This is a genomic window from Methyloversatilis sp. NSM2, assembly GCF_038066675.1.
Lineage (GTDB): Bacteria > Pseudomonadota > Gammaproteobacteria > Burkholderiales > Rhodocyclaceae > Methyloversatilis > Methyloversatilis discipulorum_A.
Genome location: NZ_JBBUKV010000001.1, coordinates 782,583 through 798,519 on the forward strand (window position 1 = coordinate 782,583; position 15,937 = coordinate 798,519).

General features: G+C 65.2%; 16 protein-coding genes and 2 tRNA genes. 14 read left to right on the top strand and 4 right to left on the bottom strand.

Annotated features, from left to right (window positions below):
• Position 1: 1 nt before the first annotated feature.
• Genes WJU27_RS03540 through WJU27_RS03570 form a run of 7 tightly spaced genes read left to right on the top strand, consistent with a single transcriptional unit; the run spans position 2 to position 7,431 of the window.
• Positions 2-1,180 (top strand): type II secretion system F family protein, encoded by a 1,179-nt coding sequence (locus WJU27_RS03540; protein ID WP_341421145.1) that lies wholly within the window; start codon positions 2-4, stop codon positions 1,178-1,180.
• Positions 1,177-2,862 carry a GspE/PulE family protein gene (locus WJU27_RS03545; protein WP_341421146.1) on the top strand — a complete coding sequence of 562 codons (1,686 nt, stop codon included), beginning with the start codon at positions 1,177-1,179 and terminating at the stop codon, positions 2,860-2,862. Before WJU27_RS03540 ends, WJU27_RS03545 begins: the two co-directional genes overlap by 4 nt.
• On the top strand, positions 2,843-3,535 hold the full coding sequence (locus tag WJU27_RS03550; RefSeq protein WP_341421148.1) for a hypothetical protein: 693 nt from the start codon (positions 2,843-2,845) through the stop codon (positions 3,533-3,535). The genes WJU27_RS03545 and WJU27_RS03550 overlap by 20 nt, the downstream gene beginning before the upstream one ends.
• Positions 3,532-4,080, top strand: coding sequence for a hypothetical protein (locus tag WJU27_RS03555; RefSeq protein ID WP_341421149.1), 549 nt, complete (start codon positions 3,532-3,534; stop codon positions 4,078-4,080). Before WJU27_RS03550 ends, WJU27_RS03555 begins: the two co-directional genes overlap by 4 nt.
• On the top strand, positions 4,077-4,613 hold the full coding sequence (gene pilO, locus WJU27_RS03560; RefSeq protein ID WP_341421150.1) for a type 4a pilus biogenesis protein PilO: 537 nt from the start codon (positions 4,077-4,079) through the stop codon (positions 4,611-4,613). Before WJU27_RS03555 ends, pilO begins: the two co-directional genes overlap by 4 nt.
• Entirely contained in the window at positions 4,610-5,113 is a 504-nt protein-coding gene (locus WJU27_RS03565; RefSeq protein WP_020164949.1) for a hypothetical protein, read from the top strand. Before pilO ends, WJU27_RS03565 begins: the two co-directional genes overlap by 4 nt.
• Positions 5,110-7,431, top strand: coding sequence for a secretin N-terminal domain-containing protein (locus WJU27_RS03570; protein WP_341421152.1), 2,322 nt, complete (start codon positions 5,110-5,112; stop codon positions 7,429-7,431). The genes WJU27_RS03565 and WJU27_RS03570 overlap by 4 nt, the downstream gene beginning before the upstream one ends.
• Before the next feature lie 96 nt (positions 7,432-7,527).
• Here WJU27_RS03570 and WJU27_RS03575 read toward each other — a convergent pair whose 3' ends face one another.
• The gene (locus WJU27_RS03575; RefSeq protein ID WP_019917961.1) at positions 7,528-7,821 is read right to left on the bottom strand and encodes a helix-turn-helix domain-containing protein; all 294 of its coding nucleotides are present in this window, start codon (positions 7,819-7,821) and stop codon (positions 7,528-7,530) included.
• Between the two features lie 328 nt (positions 7,822-8,149).
• Here WJU27_RS03575 and WJU27_RS03580 point away from each other — a divergent pair, with 328 nt between their 5' ends.
• The 4 genes from WJU27_RS03580 (at position 8,150) to WJU27_RS03595 (ending at position 10,280) form a co-directional block, all read left to right on the top strand.
• The gene (locus WJU27_RS03580; RefSeq protein WP_304003241.1) at positions 8,150-9,388 is read left to right on the top strand and encodes an aspartate kinase; all 1,239 of its coding nucleotides are present in this window, start codon (positions 8,150-8,152) and stop codon (positions 9,386-9,388) included.
• A gap of 75 nt (positions 9,389-9,463) precedes the next feature.
• Positions 9,464-9,557: transfer RNA gene (locus tag WJU27_RS03585), tRNA-Ser, on the top strand.
• A gap of 68 nt (positions 9,558-9,625) precedes the next feature.
• A tRNA-Arg gene (locus tag WJU27_RS03590) sits at positions 9,626-9,702 on the top strand.
• 233 nt (positions 9,703-9,935) lie between these two features.
• The gene (locus tag WJU27_RS03595; protein ID WP_157257241.1) at positions 9,936-10,280 is read left to right on the top strand and encodes a hypothetical protein; all 345 of its coding nucleotides are present in this window, start codon (positions 9,936-9,938) and stop codon (positions 10,278-10,280) included.
• A 47-nt stretch (positions 10,281-10,327) separates the two neighbouring features.
• Here the strand turns inward: WJU27_RS03595 and WJU27_RS03600 are convergent, their stop codons facing one another.
• From WJU27_RS03600 to WJU27_RS03610, 3 genes are read right to left on the bottom strand one after another with little or no spacing between them, the layout of a single operon-like run.
• Positions 10,328-11,323 (bottom strand): cytochrome d ubiquinol oxidase subunit II, encoded by a 996-nt coding sequence (locus tag WJU27_RS03600; RefSeq protein ID WP_020164946.1) that lies wholly within the window; start codon positions 11,321-11,323, stop codon positions 10,328-10,330.
• Positions 11,320-12,705: a cytochrome ubiquinol oxidase subunit I gene (locus WJU27_RS03605; RefSeq protein ID WP_341421153.1), complete on the bottom strand. Its 1,386-nt coding sequence runs from the start codon at positions 12,703-12,705 to the stop codon at positions 11,320-11,322. The genes WJU27_RS03600 and WJU27_RS03605 overlap by 4 nt, the downstream gene beginning before the upstream one ends.
• Before the next feature lie 9 nt (positions 12,706-12,714).
• Entirely contained in the window at positions 12,715-13,278 is a 564-nt protein-coding gene (locus tag WJU27_RS03610; RefSeq protein ID WP_232416035.1) for a GbsR/MarR family transcriptional regulator, read from the bottom strand.
• A gap of 253 nt (positions 13,279-13,531) precedes the next feature.
• Here WJU27_RS03610 and ndk point away from each other — a divergent pair, with 253 nt between their 5' ends.
• The 3 genes from ndk to pilW are packed head-to-tail and all read left to right on the top strand — an operon-like array spanning position 13,532 to position 15,906.
• Positions 13,532-13,957 carry a nucleoside-diphosphate kinase gene (gene ndk / locus WJU27_RS03615; protein WP_008058959.1) on the top strand — a complete coding sequence of 142 codons (426 nt, stop codon included), beginning with the start codon at positions 13,532-13,534 and terminating at the stop codon, positions 13,955-13,957.
• A 12-nt stretch (positions 13,958-13,969) separates the two neighbouring features.
• The gene (gene rlmN / locus WJU27_RS03620) at positions 13,970-15,079 is read left to right on the top strand and encodes a 23S rRNA (adenine(2503)-C(2))-methyltransferase RlmN (RefSeq protein WP_020164943.1); all 1,110 of its coding nucleotides are present in this window, start codon (positions 13,970-13,972) and stop codon (positions 15,077-15,079) included.
• Positions 15,076-15,906 carry a type IV pilus biogenesis/stability protein PilW gene (gene pilW, locus WJU27_RS03625; RefSeq protein ID WP_341421154.1) on the top strand — a complete coding sequence of 277 codons (831 nt, stop codon included), beginning with the start codon at positions 15,076-15,078 and terminating at the stop codon, positions 15,904-15,906. The genes rlmN and pilW overlap by 4 nt, the downstream gene beginning before the upstream one ends.
• The last annotated feature ends 31 nt before the right edge of the window (positions 15,907-15,937 follow it).

The window sequence follows — 15,937 nt, forward strand, 5'->3', positions numbered from 1 at the left end:
CATGCTTTTCCGCATTCGCGCACTCGACGTCACCAATCGCATCACGCAGCTGCAGGTCGAAGCGTCCGACGAAGCGTCGGCACGCGCACAGGTCCAGGCCGACGGCCTGACCGTGCTGTCAGCGGCGCGTGCGCACACGCTGTCCTTCAACCGGCAGCGCTTTCCGGTGCTGCTGTTCTGTCAGGAGCTGCTGGCGTTGCTGCGCTCGGGCCTGTCGCTGGTCGAAGGTCTTGAGGTGATGGCCGAGAAGGAGGGCCGCACACTGTCGCGCACCGTGCTGAGCGCGCTGATCGACGCGCTGCGCCAGGGCAAGACGCTGTCGATGGCGATGTCCGCCCAGACCGCCATCTTTCCCGACCTGCTGGTGGCGATGATCCGTGCGTCCGAACGCACCAGCGACCTCGACCAGGCGCTCGAACGCTATGTCGCCTACAGCGAACAGCTCGACAGCCTGCGCGGCAAGCTGGTCGCGGCAGCCACCTATCCGGTGATCCTGCTCGTGGTGGGCATGCTGGTGGTGCTCTTCCTGCTGGTGTTCGTGGTGCCGGAGTTCTCCAAAGTGTATGAAGATATTTCCACCGAACTGCCGCTGGCGTCGCAGTGGCTGCTCGCCTGGGGCCATTTCGTCAAGGCGAATTCGGCTTCGTTGGGGCTGGGCCTGCTCGTGGTGGTGATCGGCATCGCCTGGACGGTGCGTCAGCCGGCGTTCCGGCAGGGGCTGATGGCCCAGTTCGAGCGCGTGCCCGGCATCGGCAGCCGGATGCGGGTGTTCCGGTTGGCGCGCTTCTTCCGCACGGTGGGCATGCTGCTGCGCGGCGGCATTCCGGTCGTGCAGTCGCTCGAACTGGTGCGCGAACTGCTGCCGCTGCCGATGCAGCAGAGCCTGACGCGCGCGCTGCTGTCGATACGCGAGGGGCGTGCCGCGTCGGACGCCTTCACCGAGGTCGGTCTGAGCACCGCTGTGGCGTCGCGCATGCTGCGCGTCGGTGAGCGCGCCGGCAATCTGGGCGACATGATGGAACGCATCGCCGCCTTCCACGACGAGGAAATGACGCGCTGGCTCGACCGCGCGACCCGGCTGTTCGGCCCCTTGCTGATGCTGGTGATCGGTCTGGCCATCGGCGGCGTCGTGGTGCTGATGTACCTGCCCATCTTCCAGCTGGCGGAGAGCCTGCAATGAGCGCGCTGCCGACGACCGCCGTGCCGTCTCCGATTCCCCACGACCTGCTGGCGCGCGCCCGCGCGCAGGCCGGGCGCGGTTCGGTCATGCAGGCGCTGATCGACCTCTCCGGCGGCACGCCGGACGACATGTGCGCCCGTGTCGCCGCCCAGCTCGGGCTGCGCGCGATGCACAGCGCCGACCTCAACGCGCTGACGATGACGCTGGGCGGCATCCGCTTTTCCGAGGCGCTGGCGCGTTCCGTGGTCGTGGCGACCGACGAGACAGGGGCACGCGTCGCCGTGGTCGCCGACCCTTACGATGCGGCGCTGCAGGACTGGCTGGCGGTTACGCTGCACGACAGCTTCGAGCTGCGCGTCGCCACGCGCGACGACATTACCGCCGCGCTGGCGCGCTTCGAGGAAAGTCAGCGTGCTTCCGCTGGCCTGCTGGACGAGGGCGAGCAGGTCAGCAGCAGTTCGGCCGAAGTGCTGTCGCTGGCGCGCATTGCCGACGACGCCAGCCCGGTCGTGCGGGTGGTCAACTCGACGCTGTACGACGCGCTGAAGCAGGGCGCGTCCGACATCCACCTCGAATCGGTGCCGGCCGGCATGCAGGTGAAATACCGTGTCGACGGCGTGATGGTGCGCGTCGGCCAGATCGCAGGCGCCGACACCGCCGAACAGGTCATCTCGCGCATCAAGGTACTGGCCGAGCTGGACATCGCCGAGCGGCGCGTGCCGCAGGACGGCCGCTTCAAGGTGGCCTACGCCGGCCGCGACATCGACCTGCGCGTGTCCATCATGCCCAGCGTGCACGGCGAGGACGCGGTGCTGCGGGTGCTCGACAAGGAGCACCTGACCGAAGAACTGAAGGCGCTGACGCTGGAAAGCCTGGGCTTCGACGACATTGCGCGCGCTGCGCTGCGCAAGCTGGCGGCCGAGCCCTACGGCATGCTGCTGGTGACCGGCCCGACCGGCTCCGGCAAGACCACCACGCTGTACGCGACCATCGGCGAAATCAATCACGGCCTGGACAAGATCATCACCATCGAGGACCCGGTCGAGTACCAGTTGCCCGGTGTGCTGCAGATTCCGGTGAACGAGAAGAAGGGCCTCACTTTCGCGCGCGGCCTGCGCTCGGTGCTGCGGCACGACCCGGACAAGATCATGGTGGGCGAGATCCGCGACGGCGAAACCGCCGAGATCGCCGTGCAGGCAGCGCTGACCGGTCACCTGGTGCTGACCACGGTGCACGCCAACAACGTGTTCGACGTGATCGGCCGCTTCCTGCACATGGGCGTGGACCCCTACAACCTGGTGTCCGCCCTGAACGGCATCGTCGCACAGCGCCTGCTGCGGCTGAACTGTCGCCACTGCGCGGCTCCGCAGGTGCCGGAAGCCGCGCAGCTCGAGGAATCCGGCCTGGCTGGTCTGATCGGCGCGGGCGGCTACGACTTCCGCGCCGGCACCGGTTGCGGCCACTGCCGCGGCACCGGCTACAAGGGCCGGCGAGCGATCGCCGAACTGCTGGTGCTGGACGACGAACTGCGCGAGCTCATCGTCACCCGCGCACCGATGCGACAACTGAAGGAGGCCGCGCGCGCGCGCGGCACGCGCACCCTGCGCGAAGCCGGCCTGGCCCTGGTGGCCAGCGGCGAAACCAGTCTGGCGGAATTGAACCGTGTCACTTTTGTCGTCTGAGGCGCTGACGCTCGAAGTCGGTCCGCACGGCGTGTCGCTCGGCCGGCACGGCGTGGCGCAGATGCTGTCGCTGGACAATCTGGCTGCCTCGCTCGACGCCTTGCCGGCCGAGTCGACGCCGCGTCGCGCTGCGCTGCAGGTGACGGTGGACAACGCCTGGGCGCGCTGGCAGGTGATCGAGGTGCCGCCCGGTGTCGTCGGCCACGATGAGCAGCACGCGCTGGTGCGTGCCCGCATGATCGAGGTGTTCGGCAGTGCCGCCCAGGGTTGGGTGTTCAGCTGGGATGCGCGACCGGCGGCAAGCGTGCTCGCCTGCGCGCTCGATGCCGCGCTGGTGCAGCGCCTGCAGGCCTGGTGTGCCGCACGCGGCGTGAAGCTGAAGAGCATGCAGCCGGCCTGGCTGCGCGCCTACGCCGGGCTGCGCGGTGACGCGGCGACCGGCGGATTCGCACAGCTGCGCCATGGCTGGCTTTGCATGGGCCTGTGGGCCGGTGGTCGCTGGCTGCACGTGCGCGGCGAGGCACTGGCCGATCCGGGCGGTATCGGCGCCGTGCTCGAGCGCCGGCTCAGCCTGTTCGACGGCGAACTGTCGGGCGGCCAGCTCTTCCTGCACGGCTCGCCGTCAGTGACGCTGCCGCGCGGCTGGCGCTGCGTGGCCGGAGGTGGCGCATGAGCAGACGCCCGGCCGTTCCCGAAATCGATTTCGTCGCCCGTCGGCGTGCGCCCGGCTGGCTGGGCTGGCTGGCTCTCGCGCTCGGTTGCGCCGCGGCTGCTTTCGCCGCCGAGCGTTACGACACGCTGGGGGGGCAGGTCGAGGCGCAGCGCGCCGACAACCGTCGCGCCGCGCGCGCCGCCGAACAGGCGCGCGTACTGGCGCGACGTGACCAGGAAGACGCCGGCCTGCGCACCCGGCTGGACGTCGCGCGCACGCTGTCGCTGCAGATGGCACGCGACTGGCAGCCACTGTTCGCCGACCTCGAAGCCCTCGCTGGAAAGCACGCCGACGTCGCGCTGCTGTCGGTCGAACCGGACGCCGCGCGCGGACTGCTGCGCGTGACCGGTGAGGCGAAGGATCTGAATGCACTGTTTGCCTACGCCGAGTCTTTTGCCGACGCGTCGTCGCTGGCGGCACCGCGCATCGAGGTGTTCGAATTCAAGCAGCGCGAGGGCATGCAGGTGGTTGCTTTCTCGCTGCGTCTGAACTGGAGGCGCGCATGAAACGGCTGCAGGCACATCTGGCTTACGCGCTGGCTCACGCGGGCTGGGCGGGCGCCGTCGGCGTGGCGCTGCTGGCGTTCGCGCTGGCCATCCATTTCGGCGCGGCAGCGCCTCTGCAGGCCGAACTGGACACGCTCGAGGCCGAACACGAGGCGCTGGCCGAGCGGGTGGCGCAGGGCGTCAAGGTCGAGTCGCCGCGCGAACAGCTGGCGCGTTTCGACGCGGCGCTGGTCGAGCGCAAGCGCCTGCCGTCGCTGCTGGCCGATCTGTCGAAGACGGCGACCGCCGGCAAGCTTGCGCTGGCGCGCGTCGAAAGCCGCGAGTCACAGCCGCTGGGTTCGGGCTACGCGCGCCAGGAATACGTGTTCCCGCTGCGCGGCAGCTACCCGGCGCTGCGCGCCTGGCTGGCCGACATCCAGCGTCTGTCGCCGGCGGTGCTGGTGGACGATGTCGTGCTGCGCCGCGAAGACATCGCGCGCGATACGGTCGACGCCACGGTACGCGTGTCGATACTGATGAAGGAGGCTTCATGAACCGCGGCCTCGTCATTGCGCTGATCGCGACGCTGCTGGCGGTGTGGTACGCGGCCGGCATCGAGGACGATGCCGGCGATGCGGCTGGCCTCGTCGCGGAACCGCGCGCTTCGCGCAGCACGGCGGTGGCGACTGCCCGCACGGCGGCGGTGGAGCAGGGGAGCGCGATCGCCGCGCTGCCGGTGCGGACCGCAGCCGAGGTCGGGCATGACCTGTTCGCCGCGCACAGCTTCCTGCCGCCGCCACCCAAGGTGAGCGTACAGGCCGGACCGCCACCGGCGCCGGTCGCGCCCCCCTTGCCCTTCCGTTACCAGGGCCGGATGACCGAAGGTACGTCCACCGTCGTCTTCCTTGCCCAGGGCGAGCGCATGCTTGTCGCGCGCCAGGGCGATCTGCTGAACAACCAGTACCGCGTCGAATCGGTGAGCGCCAGCGCCGTCACCTTCGTGTTCGAACCGCTCAAGCAGCGGCAGACCTTGTCCATCGGAAACGCCAAATGACTGCATTCTTCCCGCCCCGCCTGCGCGCGGCCTTCCTGCTTTTTGCTGCGGTGCTTGCACTTGCGGGCTGTGCCACCAACAAGGCGTTCGAGGACGGCAAGCTGGCGCTGATGGCCGGCGAGCAGGATCGCGCGCTCGGGCTGTTCGAACAGGCGGCGAAGCAGTCGCCGGACAACGCCGAGATCCGCGCCACGCTGTACCGGCAACGAGAAGTGGCGATCGCGCGCCACCTGGCGCAGGCCGAGGCCGCGCGCATCGCCGGCAACCGCGAAGCCGCTGCCGCCGCACTCGACCGCGTGCTGGCGATGGATGCACGCAACCCGCGCGCGATTTCAATGCGCGACCAGCTGCTGCGCGGCGTGCGCCACGATGCGATGGTGACCGAGGCGAATGCGATGTTCGTGCGCAAGGACGTGTCGGGTGCCGAGGCGCGCGTGCGCAATGTGCTCGGGCAGGACGGTTCGCACGCCGGTGCGCGCGAGCTGCTGCGTCAGATCGAGGAGACTCGGCCGAAGCAGCAGGCGCCGGCCGTGCTCGGCGACATGTTCCAGAAGACGGTGACGCTGGAGTTCCGCGACACCTCGATGCGCAACGTGTTCGAGGCGATCGCCCGTTCGACCGGCATCAACTTCGTGTTCGACAAGGATGTACGGCCCGACATCAAGGTGACGCTGTTTGTGCGCAACACGACGGTGGCCGAGGTGATGCGCCTCATCCTGATCACCAACCAGCTCGAACGCAGCGTGCTGTCAGAGAACACCGTACTCATCTATCCCAACACCGCGGCCAAGGTGCGCGAGTACAAGGAGCTGATCACGCGCACCTTCTTCCTGGTCAATGCCGAAGCGAAGCAGGTGCAGAACCTGATCAAGACGGTGATCAAGACCAAGGACATCTACATCGACGAGCGGCTGAACGTGATCGTGATGAAGGACACCGTCGACGCGGTCCGACTGGCCGAACAGCTGGTCGAGTCGGTCGACGTGGCCGAGCCGGAAGTGATGCTGGAAGTCGAGGTGCTGGAAGTCAGCAGCAACAAGATGAAGGAACTGGGCATCGATTTCCCGGACCAGATCGGCTACGGCATCCTGACGCCTAATATCAGCAATTCGGTCAGTACGGCGGCCGGCATCACGACGACGACGACGCTGGGCGGCCAGCTGCTTCAGGGCAACATCAACCTGAAGGACACCAACGGTCTGGTCGTTCCCTACGTCAGCAATCCCGGTCTGATCCTGAATCTGAAGGCGACCGACGGCGCGGCCAATCTGCTCGCCAACCCGCGCATCCGCGTCAAGAACAAGGAAAAGGCCAAGGTGCACATCGGCGAGAAGCTGCCGGTGTTCACGACGACATCGACCGCCAACGTCGGCGTGTCGGCCTCGGTCACCTATCTTGACGTCGGTCTGAAGCTCGACGTCGAGCCGCTGATCCACCCGGAGGACGATGTCGACATCAAGATGACGATGGAGGTGTCGAGCATCGTCAAGGAGGTGACCGGGCCGCAAAGCTCGCTTGCCTACCAGGTCGGCACGCGTTCGACCGCGACCTCGCTGCGTCTGAAGGACGGCGAGACGCAGATCCTCGCCGGCCTGATTTCCGACGAAGAGCGCACCAGCGCATCGCGCCTGCCGGGCCTAGGTCACCTGCCGCTGATCGGCAAGCTGTTCTCGAGCGAGCGCGGCAGCAACAACAAGACCGAAATCGTCCTGCTGATCACGCCGCGCATCGTGCGCAATCTGAGCCGCCCGGCGCACATCGCGCCAGCGCTGCCGGCTGGCACCGAGGCGGCGGTGGGTGCTGCGTCACTGTCGATCCGGCAGTCGGGCAAGGATCAGGGCATGCGCCTGTCAAGCTCGGGCGGCGGTGTTGCGCCATCTGCCGGTGCGGTGCAGTTCGCGTCGCCGTCGCGTGCGGTTCAGCCGGAACCGGCGCCGGCGCCGGAGCCAGAGGACGAGGCGGGCGGTGCCGAACTGCGCATGCAGTCGTCGGGCGAGGTGACCGCGGGTGGCGAGGCGGGTGTGATCGTGTCGATGACCGCGGGCGCAGGCGTGCGCAACGCGACGATAGAGATCGTCTATGACCCGAACGTGCTGACTGCGCTCGGAACGGTGACCGCCCCTGGGCGCGCTGCGGTGACCTTGTCGGCTGCAGGACCGGGGCAGGAGGCGCGCGCCGAACTGCGCTTCCGCGCGGCACCGAACGCGCCGGCAGGCGCCAGCAGCGTGCAGGTGGGCAATGTGGTGGCGCTGGGTGCGGACGGCAATCCGCTGCAGATCAATGCACCGTCGCCGGTGGATATCGTGATCCGCCCGTAAGCCGAACGCGTCGCCGATACGGCGACGTGCGCGCAAAAGAAAAGGGGAAGGCGGTCTGCCTTCCCCTTGTCCGTATCGCGCTCCGCGAAGGCTGTATCAGCCGGCCTTGCGGTGCGCGCGGGCTTCCTTTTTCAGACGCTTGAACGTATCCGGATCGGTTGCGCGCAGGTATTCGACGACTTCGACGTCTTCGCGACGGATCTTGCTGATGTCGATCTGTTCGACGTGCACCAGACGCAGCAGCGCTTGCACGGGCTTCGGCATGTTGCGGCCGCTTTCGTAGCGGGAGCCGCCGCTTTGCGTCACGCCGAGGCGCGACCAGAATTGCGACTGGTTCATGCCCAGCTTCTTGCGGATTTCACGTGCGTCGATGGTATCGGTTGCTTTCATGCTCGTTGTCCTTGATGAGTTGAACATCGAAACTTCGGTGCCGGTCCTTGAAAATCCGGTACCTGGCTGCCTGCCGCTTCGCATAGCTGCTTACTCCCGTGTCTATAACTAAAGTCATAGACAAAACCCAGTATAAATGATCACAACGTCCTGCACCAAACAGCTTTGCATATGTTTGCAAGTCGCTTGGTATTGTCGTGGACATCATTTTTCGCCAGACGTTTCGCCTCGACTTCCGATGTTCTGAAAGGGAAAAACCGACGCGCCCTGTCGCCGCGGGCGGATCAGTTACAATCGCGGGTTTTCGTACAACGTCCCGGAAGTTCAGATGGCTCTCATCGTCCAGAAATACGGCGGCACCTCGGTCGGCAAGCCCGACCGCATCAAGAGCGTTGCCCGCCGGGTCGCCGGCTACGTCGCCCGCGGCCACAAGATGGTCATCGTGGTGTCGGCCATGAGCGGCGAAACCAACCGCCTGCTGGGCCTTGCCAAGGAGATTTCGCCGACGCCCGATCCGCGCGAGCTCGACGTGATCGCTTCCACCGGCGAGCAGGTCACCATCGGCCTGCTGTCGATGGCGCTGAAGGATCTCGGTCTGAAGGCGCGCAGCTATACCGGTGGCCAGGTGCGCATCCTGACCGACGACGCGCACACCAAGGCGCGCATCCTGTCGATCGACGAACACAATATCCGCCGCGACCTCGATGAAGGTCACGTCGTCGTCGTCGCCGGCTTCCAGGGCGTGGACGAGAAGGGCAACATCACGACTCTCGGCCGCGGCGGTTCCGACACCACCGGCGTCGCGCTGGCCGCTGCGCTTGGCGCCGACGAGTGCCAGATCTACACCGACGTCGATGGTGTGTACACCACCGACCCGCGCATCGTGCCGGAAGCCCGCCGCCTCGACCGCATCACCTTCGAGGAAATGCTCGAGATGGCGAGCCTGGGCTCGAAGGTGCTGCAGATCCGCTCGGTCGAGTTCGCAGGCAAGTACAAGGTCAAGCTGCGCGTGCTGTCCAGTTTCGAGGATGAGGGTCACGAAGGCCCGGGCACGCTGATTACTGTCGAGGAAGACGTCAATATGGAACAACCCATCATCTCCGGCATCGCCTTCAACCGCGACGAAGCCAAACTGACCGTGCTCGGCGTGCCGGATCGTCCGGGCATCGCCTACCAGATCCTCGGACCGATTGCCGACGCCAACATCGACGTCGATATGATCATCCAGAACGTCGGCCACGACGGCTCGACCGATTTCTCGTTCACGGTGAATCGCGGCGAGTTCGCGCGGGCGATGGAAATCCTCGAAAGCGTTCGCCAGCACATCGGTGCGCGCGAGATCAAGGGCGACAACCGGATCTGCAAGGTGTCGGCGGTCGGCGTCGGCATGCGCTCGCACCCGGGTGTGGCCAGCAAGATGTTCCGTACGCTGGCGGAAGAGGGCATCAACATCCAGATGATTTCGACGTCCGAAATCAAGGTGTCGGTGGTGCTCGACGAGAAGTACCTCGAACTCGCCGTGCGCGTTCTGCACCGCGCGTTCGAACTCGATCAGCCGGCGCAGTAATCAGCCGGAATAAATCGCGCGCGGGTTTGACCGGAGCGGGGCTTACCGGTATGATTCGCGCGCTTTTGCAGTACCGGAGAGGTGGCCGAGAGGTCGAAGGCACTCCCCTGCTAAGGGAGCATACGGGCCAAAACCTGTATCGAGGGTTCGAATCCCTCCCTCTCCGCCAAGCAACCATTGATTCATGAAATGGTTGCAGTATTGAAAAGATGTGCTATAGTTCTGCCTCTCTGCAGCGCGCCCGTAGCTCAGCTGGATAGAGTACTTGGCTACGAACCAAGGGGTCGGGCGTTCGAATCGCTCCGGGCGCGCCACTTTACCGCAGAGAAACAAAGAGATAGGCCAGTCGATTGACTGGCCTTTTTCTTTTGTCCTTCCCCTCCGTGGCCGCATTCTGCGGCGACTGGCTTCCGTTCTTCATTCCTCACTTCGCCGTATGCGTGCGACGTGGGCGACATCGACCACCGTGTATCCATTCGTCACATTCCGTCGGTGTTCTTCGCAGCGGCGGCGCCAAGTGACCTTGGTAATATGACAAAGTCGTTTCATGACTTCGTTCAGGGAGGGGAAGCGGGTGGTCATAAGAAAAAAGAGTGCGGGGTTCGAGGAGGAGCGGGTCACGCCGGTGGCCTGGCTGAAGGCGAAGCTCGGTGTGCCCGAGCATGCGACGTATCTTGGTTTCGGCGTGCAGAAGGAGGGTGGGGCGCTCTTCCTCGCCGTCTGTGATCCCGCCGGTGCGCCCTCGGACTGGGGCTGGACCCCCTCGGTCGAGCAGGCGCGGAAGTTCGTCGGCTGGCGCGAAGCGGTCGATGCGTCCGAACGCTGTGCGGGCAGCGGCGTCGTGCTGTACTTCGACTATGGCGAGGAAATCTGGGTGTTTCCGGCGCGCTAGTCCGTCGGCGTGGCAGCGGTCCCGCCCGTGGGGCGGGACCGCTTTGTTCATCCGTAGCGCAGTTCCGTTGCCTTGCCCCAGAACACACGGTGTGCAAAGAAGGTGTAGGCGAGGATGGCTGGCACCGTGATGGCGCAGCCCGCGAGTATGAGATTGAGCGCAGCGGTGGAGCTCGCCGCCTGCCAGATCGTGATGCGATCCATCACGACGAAGGGGTAGAGGCTGTAGGCGAGGCCCAGTCCCCCCATAAGGAATACCCCGACGGTCAGGACGAAGGGCAGCCAGCAAAGCGTGCCCAATGAGCGTTTGCCGTTCAGTGTCCACCACAGTGCGACGAAGCAGGCGAAGGTGGCGAACGGTATCGGCAGCAGGCCGATGAATTGCGGCAGACTGAACCAGCGCGCGCTGACCGTATCGCTGACCCAGGGCGTGGCAAGCGAAATGAGGCCCATGCCCACGACGACCGGTATCAACGCAAGCCGTCCCCAGTGTGCTGCCCGTGATTGAAGTTCGCCTTCAGTCTTAAGCACCAGCCAGGTGGCGCCCATCAGCACATAGGCGCAGGGCAGCGCGATGGCGATCGCCAGCGCGAACAGGTCGTAGGCACCGCCGTCGGCAAAGCCGGTGATGAAGCGGCCGAGCATCCAGCCCTGTGCGACCGAGGTGACGGTCGAGCCGGCGAAGAAGACAAAATTCCACAGCGGCTTGTGCTTGTCCTGCGCCTTGACCCGGAAGTCGAAGGCCACGCCGCGCAGGATGAGGCCCAGCAGCATCAGTGCGATCGGCAGGTAGAGCGCGGTCATGACGACGCCGTGCGCTTTCGGGAAGGCGATCAGCAGGATGCCTACGCCCAGCACCAGCCAGGTTTCGTTGGCGTCCCAGAAAGGGCCGATGGACGCGATCATCATGTCCTTCTGACCGTCGTCGGCGCGATGCAGCAGCATGCCGACGCCCAGATCGAAGCCGTCGAGCACGACGTAGAGGAACATCGCCAGGCCCATCAGGCCCATGAAGATCACCGGCAGGATTTCGGCCCAGCTCATGCGCCACCTTCCTTCTTTGCGGGTTGGGTGCCGAGCAGTGTCGCCGCGCCGCCGGTGGGCGCAGGGTCATAGCTGTCGGACGGTTTCTCGGCCATGTAGCGCAGCACACTTATATATGCAGCGATCAGCAGGATGTAGGTGATCAGGTAGCCGGCCAGCGTGATCGCGATGTGCGGCGCCGGCGTCGTCGAAGCGACGTCGGCTGTCCTGATCAGACCTTGCACGATCCAGGGTTGGCGACCGATTTCGGTCACATACCAGCCGGCGACCGTGGCGATCCAGCCGGAAAAGGTCATCGCGGCGATGCCGACCATGAGCCATCGCGGCGCGTTTTCGGGCTGCCAGCCCCGACGTCGCAGCAGCCACCAGCCTGCCCAGCTCACCAGCAGCATCAACGTGCCCATGGCGACCATGACGCGGAAGCCGAAGAACAGCGGCTTCACCGGCGGGTGTGCCTCGAATTCGTTCAGGCCTTTCAGTTCGCCATCCCATTCATGGGTCAGGATGAAGGACGCCATCTTCGGAATGCCGATGGCCATGTCATTGCGTCGCTCGGTCTCGTTGGGCAGCGCGAACAGCAGCAGCGGTGCGCCCTTCTCGGTCTCCCATACGCCTTCGATTGCGGCGATCTTCTGCGGCTGATGGTGCAGCGTGTTCAGGCCGTGCATGTCTCCGACCAGGATCTGTACCGGAATCAGTACCGCCGCCAGCGTGATCGCGGCGCGCAGCGCCAGCGGTGTCGATGCGTTGGCCTTGCCGCGCAGCACCTGCCATGCCGACACGCCGGCGACCAGGAAAGCCATGGTCAGGAAGGACGCCAGCAGCATGTGGGCGAAGCGGTAGGGGAAGGACGGATTGAAGATGATTTCCATCCAGCTCGTGACGTGGAATTCACCGTTGATGATTTCGTAGCCGACCGGCGTCTGCATCCAGGAATTGAGTACGAGGATCCAGAACGCGCTCATCGTTGTGCCGAATGCGACCAGGAAGGTGGCAAGCAGGTGCACCCGCTCGCTCACCCGGCCGTGACCGAACAGCATCACGCCGAGGAAGGTGGCTTCGAGGAAGAAGGCTGTCAGCACCTCGAAGCCGAGCAGCGGTCCGGCGATGTTGCCCACCTTCTCCATGAAGCCGGGCCAGTTGGTGCCGAACTGGAAACTCATCGTGATGCCGCTGACCACGCCGAGCGCGAAGGTGAGCGCGAACACCTTGGTCCAGAAGCGGTAGGCGGTCAGCCAGGGCCGGTGGCTGGTCTTCAGCCAGCGCCAGCGCATGAACAGCAGCATCCACCCGAGCGAGATCGAAATGGTCGGGAACAGGATGTGGAAGGTGATGTTGGCGGCAAACTGGATGCGCGCCAGCAGGACGGGATCAAGATCCATCGGTGTATCTCACTCCTTGCTGCCGGATTTGAGCTGGCCGGTCAGTTCCAGCAGTTTCTGGACTCTTGCGCCCATGCGCATCAGCTTGGCCAATGTCTGGGCGTCGAGTCTCTGTACGTCGTCGAACCAGTTGCTCATCAGTTCGATCAGGTCGTGCATGCCTTTCATGCGCTCCTGGGCGACCTTGTCCTCGTCGCAGCTCGGTGTTTCGAGCAATGCGCTGCGCAGCATCGACAGGGTCGGTTCCATCTCGCGCCGGCGGCGCTCTTCCGCCAGCGTGCGGAAGATTTCCCAGGCGTCGCTCGGTGCTTCGAAATACTCGCGACGGTCGCCTGCCACGTGCCTCAGTTTCACCAGGCGCCACGACTGCAGCTCCTTCAGCCCCATGCTGACGTTGGAGCGCGAGTACGACAGCGTCTCGGCGATCTCGTCGGCGCAGAGCGGCTTCGGTGACACGAAGATGAGCGCGTAGATCTGGCCAACCGTGCGGTTGATGCCCCAGCGGCTGCCCATTTCGCCGAAGTGCGCAACGAAGCTATGTACCAGCGGTGTCATGATCTTCGGACTTTTCAAGCGCTATCTGAATGGTCGTTAATATAAATCAAATTTCAGAAAATACTGAAATTTCGGAAATATCTGATTGTGACTCTGGCCACGGACCCGTCGTGCGTGGAGGCGGCTCGTGTCGATCCGTGATCGTGGGCGGTATCGGCTCCGCCCGCGCGTCGGCGTTGCGGTGCAGCACGCAGGCAGACGGGGCGCGTCGGTATTGGTACAATCTCAGGTTGTCCTTCCGTTTCCCTAGCCGCCTTTACCGGAGATACCCATGGCCGCAGAACGTACCCTTTCGATCATCAAGCCCGACGCCGTCGCCAAGAACGTGATCGGCAAGATCTACCAGCGTTTCGAAGACGCCGGCCTGAAGATCGTCGCTTCCCGCATGACCCAGCTGTCGCGCGCCGAAGCCGAAGGCTTCTACGCCGTGCACCGCGAGCGTCCCTTCTTCAAGGATCTGGTCGATTTCATGATCTCCGGCCCGGTCATGATCCAGGTGCTGGAAGGCGAGGGCGCAATCCTGAAGAACCGCGACCTGATGGGCGCCACTGATCCGAAGAAGGCTGCGCCGGGCACCATCCGCGCCGATTTCGCCGACTCGATCGACGCCAACGCCGTCCACGGTTCGGACGCGCCGGAAACCGCCGCCGTCGAGATCGCCTATTTCTTCCCGGCGCTGAACGTCTATTCGCGCTGAGAGAGTAAACGCGTGACCCGCACCAACCTGCTGCAATTCGACGCCGAGGGCTTCGCCGACTTCTTCACGAGTCTGGGCGAGAAGCCCTTCCGCGCGCGGCAGGTGATGCGGTGGATACACCGCAATGGCGAAGGCGATTTCGACGCGATGAGCGACGTCGCCAAGTCCTTGCGTGCCAAGCTGGCGGACATCGCCTGCGTCGAGGCCCCGGTGCCGGTGCGTGACAGCACCAGTACCGACGGCACGCGCAAGTGGCTGATCGACGTCGGTGCCGGCAATGCGGTGGAGACCGTGTTCATTCCGGAAGAGCGTCGCGGCACGCTGTGCATTTCGACGCAGGCGGGTTGTGCGCTGGACTGCGCCTTCTGCTCGACCGGCAAGCAGGGTTTCAATCGCAATCTCGAAGTATCGGAGATCATCGGTCAGCTCTGGCTTGCCAACCGTGCGCTCGGCGCGGTGCGCGGCGGCGAGAACGACGGCGAACGCGTGATTTCCAACGTCGTCATGATGGGCATGGGCGAGCCGCTGGCCAATTTCGATGCCACGGTGGCGGCGCTCAAGCTGATGCTGGACGATAACGCCTACGGCCTGTCACGCCGTCGCGTGACAGTCTCGACTTCGGGCATCGTGCCGGCGATGGATCGCCTGCGCGACGCCTGCCCGGTCGCGCTGGCGGTGTCGCTGCATGCGCCGAACGACGCGCTGCGCGACGAACTGGTGCCGATCAACAAGAAGTACCCGCTGCGCGAACTGCTCGCTGCCTGCGTGCGCTATCTCGATCGCGCGCCGCGCGACTTCATCACTTTCGAGTACGTCATGCTCGACGGCGTGAACGACAGCGACGAGCATGCCCGGCAGCTGGTTGATATCGCGCGCCAGGTGCCGTGCAAGTACAACCTGATTCCCTTCAACCCCTTTCCGCAGGCGCCTTTCGGGCGTTCGTCGAAGGAGCGCATCCGCCGCTTCTCCGAAATCCTGATGGCCGAAGGCATCGTCACCACCACGCGCAAGACGCGCGGTGACGACGTCGATGCGGCCTGCGGCCAGCTCGCCGGCCAGGTGCTTGATCGCACCCGGCGCACCCGCAAGACCATTCCGATCCAGGAGGTTCCCGCACGGTGAAAAGACTGATTGCAGGCGCGGCCGCCGCGCTGTCCGCGGCATGGCTGCTGAGCGGATGCGCCGGTGGCCAGACCGCCCGGCCTGGCACCGCAGCATCGAACGCCGCCTCTACGCCGGCTTCCGACTATCGGCCGGTTGAGAACATCGTGACCGGCGCCGCCCGTACCCGCGCCAAATCGCACACCGAGCTCGGTCTGGCCTATCTGGAAGCCGGCAATGTCGCGGTGGCGCTCGACGAAGGCCGTCAGGCCCTGCGCGACGACTCGTCATACGGCCCCGCCTACAACCTGATGGGTCTTGCTCACATGTACCTGCAGGAACGTCCGCAGGCGCGGGAGAATTTCGAGAAGGCACTGCGCCTGTCGCCGAGCGACCCGGACATCAACAACAATTTCGGCTGGTTCCTGTGCCAGAGCGGTGAGCACGCGCGTGCGATGGAGCTGTTCAATACCGCGATCAAGAACCCGCTTTACGCACATCCGACCCGCCCCTACACGAATGCCGGCCTGTGTGCGGTGCAGGCGGGCGATCTGGCCGGGGCCGAGGTGAATTTCCTGCGTGCGATCAACGCAGATCCGGACAACCTGCAGGCTCTCTACAACCTCGCGGCGCTCTTCTACCGCCGGGCGAACTATTACGAGGCGCGCAAGTACCTCAGCGACTTCCACGCCAAGACCGACCCGGTTGCGGAAAGTCTCTGGCTGGCCGTGCGTATCGAACGCAAGCTCGGCGACAAGGCGTCGGAATCGGGTTTTGCCGGTCAGCTGCGCCGCCGTTTTGCCGGTACGCCACAGCACCAGGCGCTGATGCAGGGGAACTACGACTGATGACGGTCGATAACGCAGTACAGGAGTCATC

What these genes read in the sequence shown, in the direction of transcription:
- WJU27_RS03540 (WP_341421145.1), top strand. Translation starts at nt 2, where the DNA reads ATGCTTTTCCGCATTCGCGCACTCGACGTCACCAATCGCATCACGCAG.
- WJU27_RS03545 (WP_341421146.1), top strand. Translation starts at nt 1,177, where the DNA reads ATGAGCGCGCTGCCGACGACCGCCGTGCCGTCTCCGATTCCCCACGAC.
- WJU27_RS03555 (WP_341421149.1), top strand. Translation starts at nt 3,532, where the DNA reads ATGAGCAGACGCCCGGCCGTTCCCGAAATCGATTTCGTCGCCCGTCGG.
- pilO (WP_341421150.1), top strand. Translation starts at nt 4,077, where the DNA reads ATGAAACGGCTGCAGGCACATCTGGCTTACGCGCTGGCTCACGCGGGC.
- WJU27_RS03565 (WP_020164949.1), top strand. Translation starts at nt 4,610, where the DNA reads ATGAACCGCGGCCTCGTCATTGCGCTGATCGCGACGCTGCTGGCGGTG.
- WJU27_RS03570 (WP_341421152.1), top strand. Translation starts at nt 5,110, where the DNA reads ATGACTGCATTCTTCCCGCCCCGCCTGCGCGCGGCCTTCCTGCTTTTT.
- WJU27_RS03575 (WP_019917961.1), bottom strand. Translation starts at nt 7,821, where the DNA reads ATGAAAGCAACCGATACCATCGACGCACGTGAAATCCGCAAGAAGCTG.
- WJU27_RS03580 (WP_304003241.1), top strand. Translation starts at nt 8,150, where the DNA reads ATGGCTCTCATCGTCCAGAAATACGGCGGCACCTCGGTCGGCAAGCCC.
- WJU27_RS03595 (WP_157257241.1), top strand. Translation starts at nt 9,936, where the DNA reads ATGACTTCGTTCAGGGAGGGGAAGCGGGTGGTCATAAGAAAAAAGAGT.
- WJU27_RS03600 (WP_020164946.1), bottom strand. Translation starts at nt 11,323, where the DNA reads ATGAGCTGGGCCGAAATCCTGCCGGTGATCTTCATGGGCCTGATGGGC.
- WJU27_RS03605 (WP_341421153.1), bottom strand. Translation starts at nt 12,705, where the DNA reads ATGGATCTTGATCCCGTCCTGCTGGCGCGCATCCAGTTTGCCGCCAAC.
- ndk (WP_008058959.1), top strand. Translation starts at nt 13,532, where the DNA reads ATGGCCGCAGAACGTACCCTTTCGATCATCAAGCCCGACGCCGTCGCC.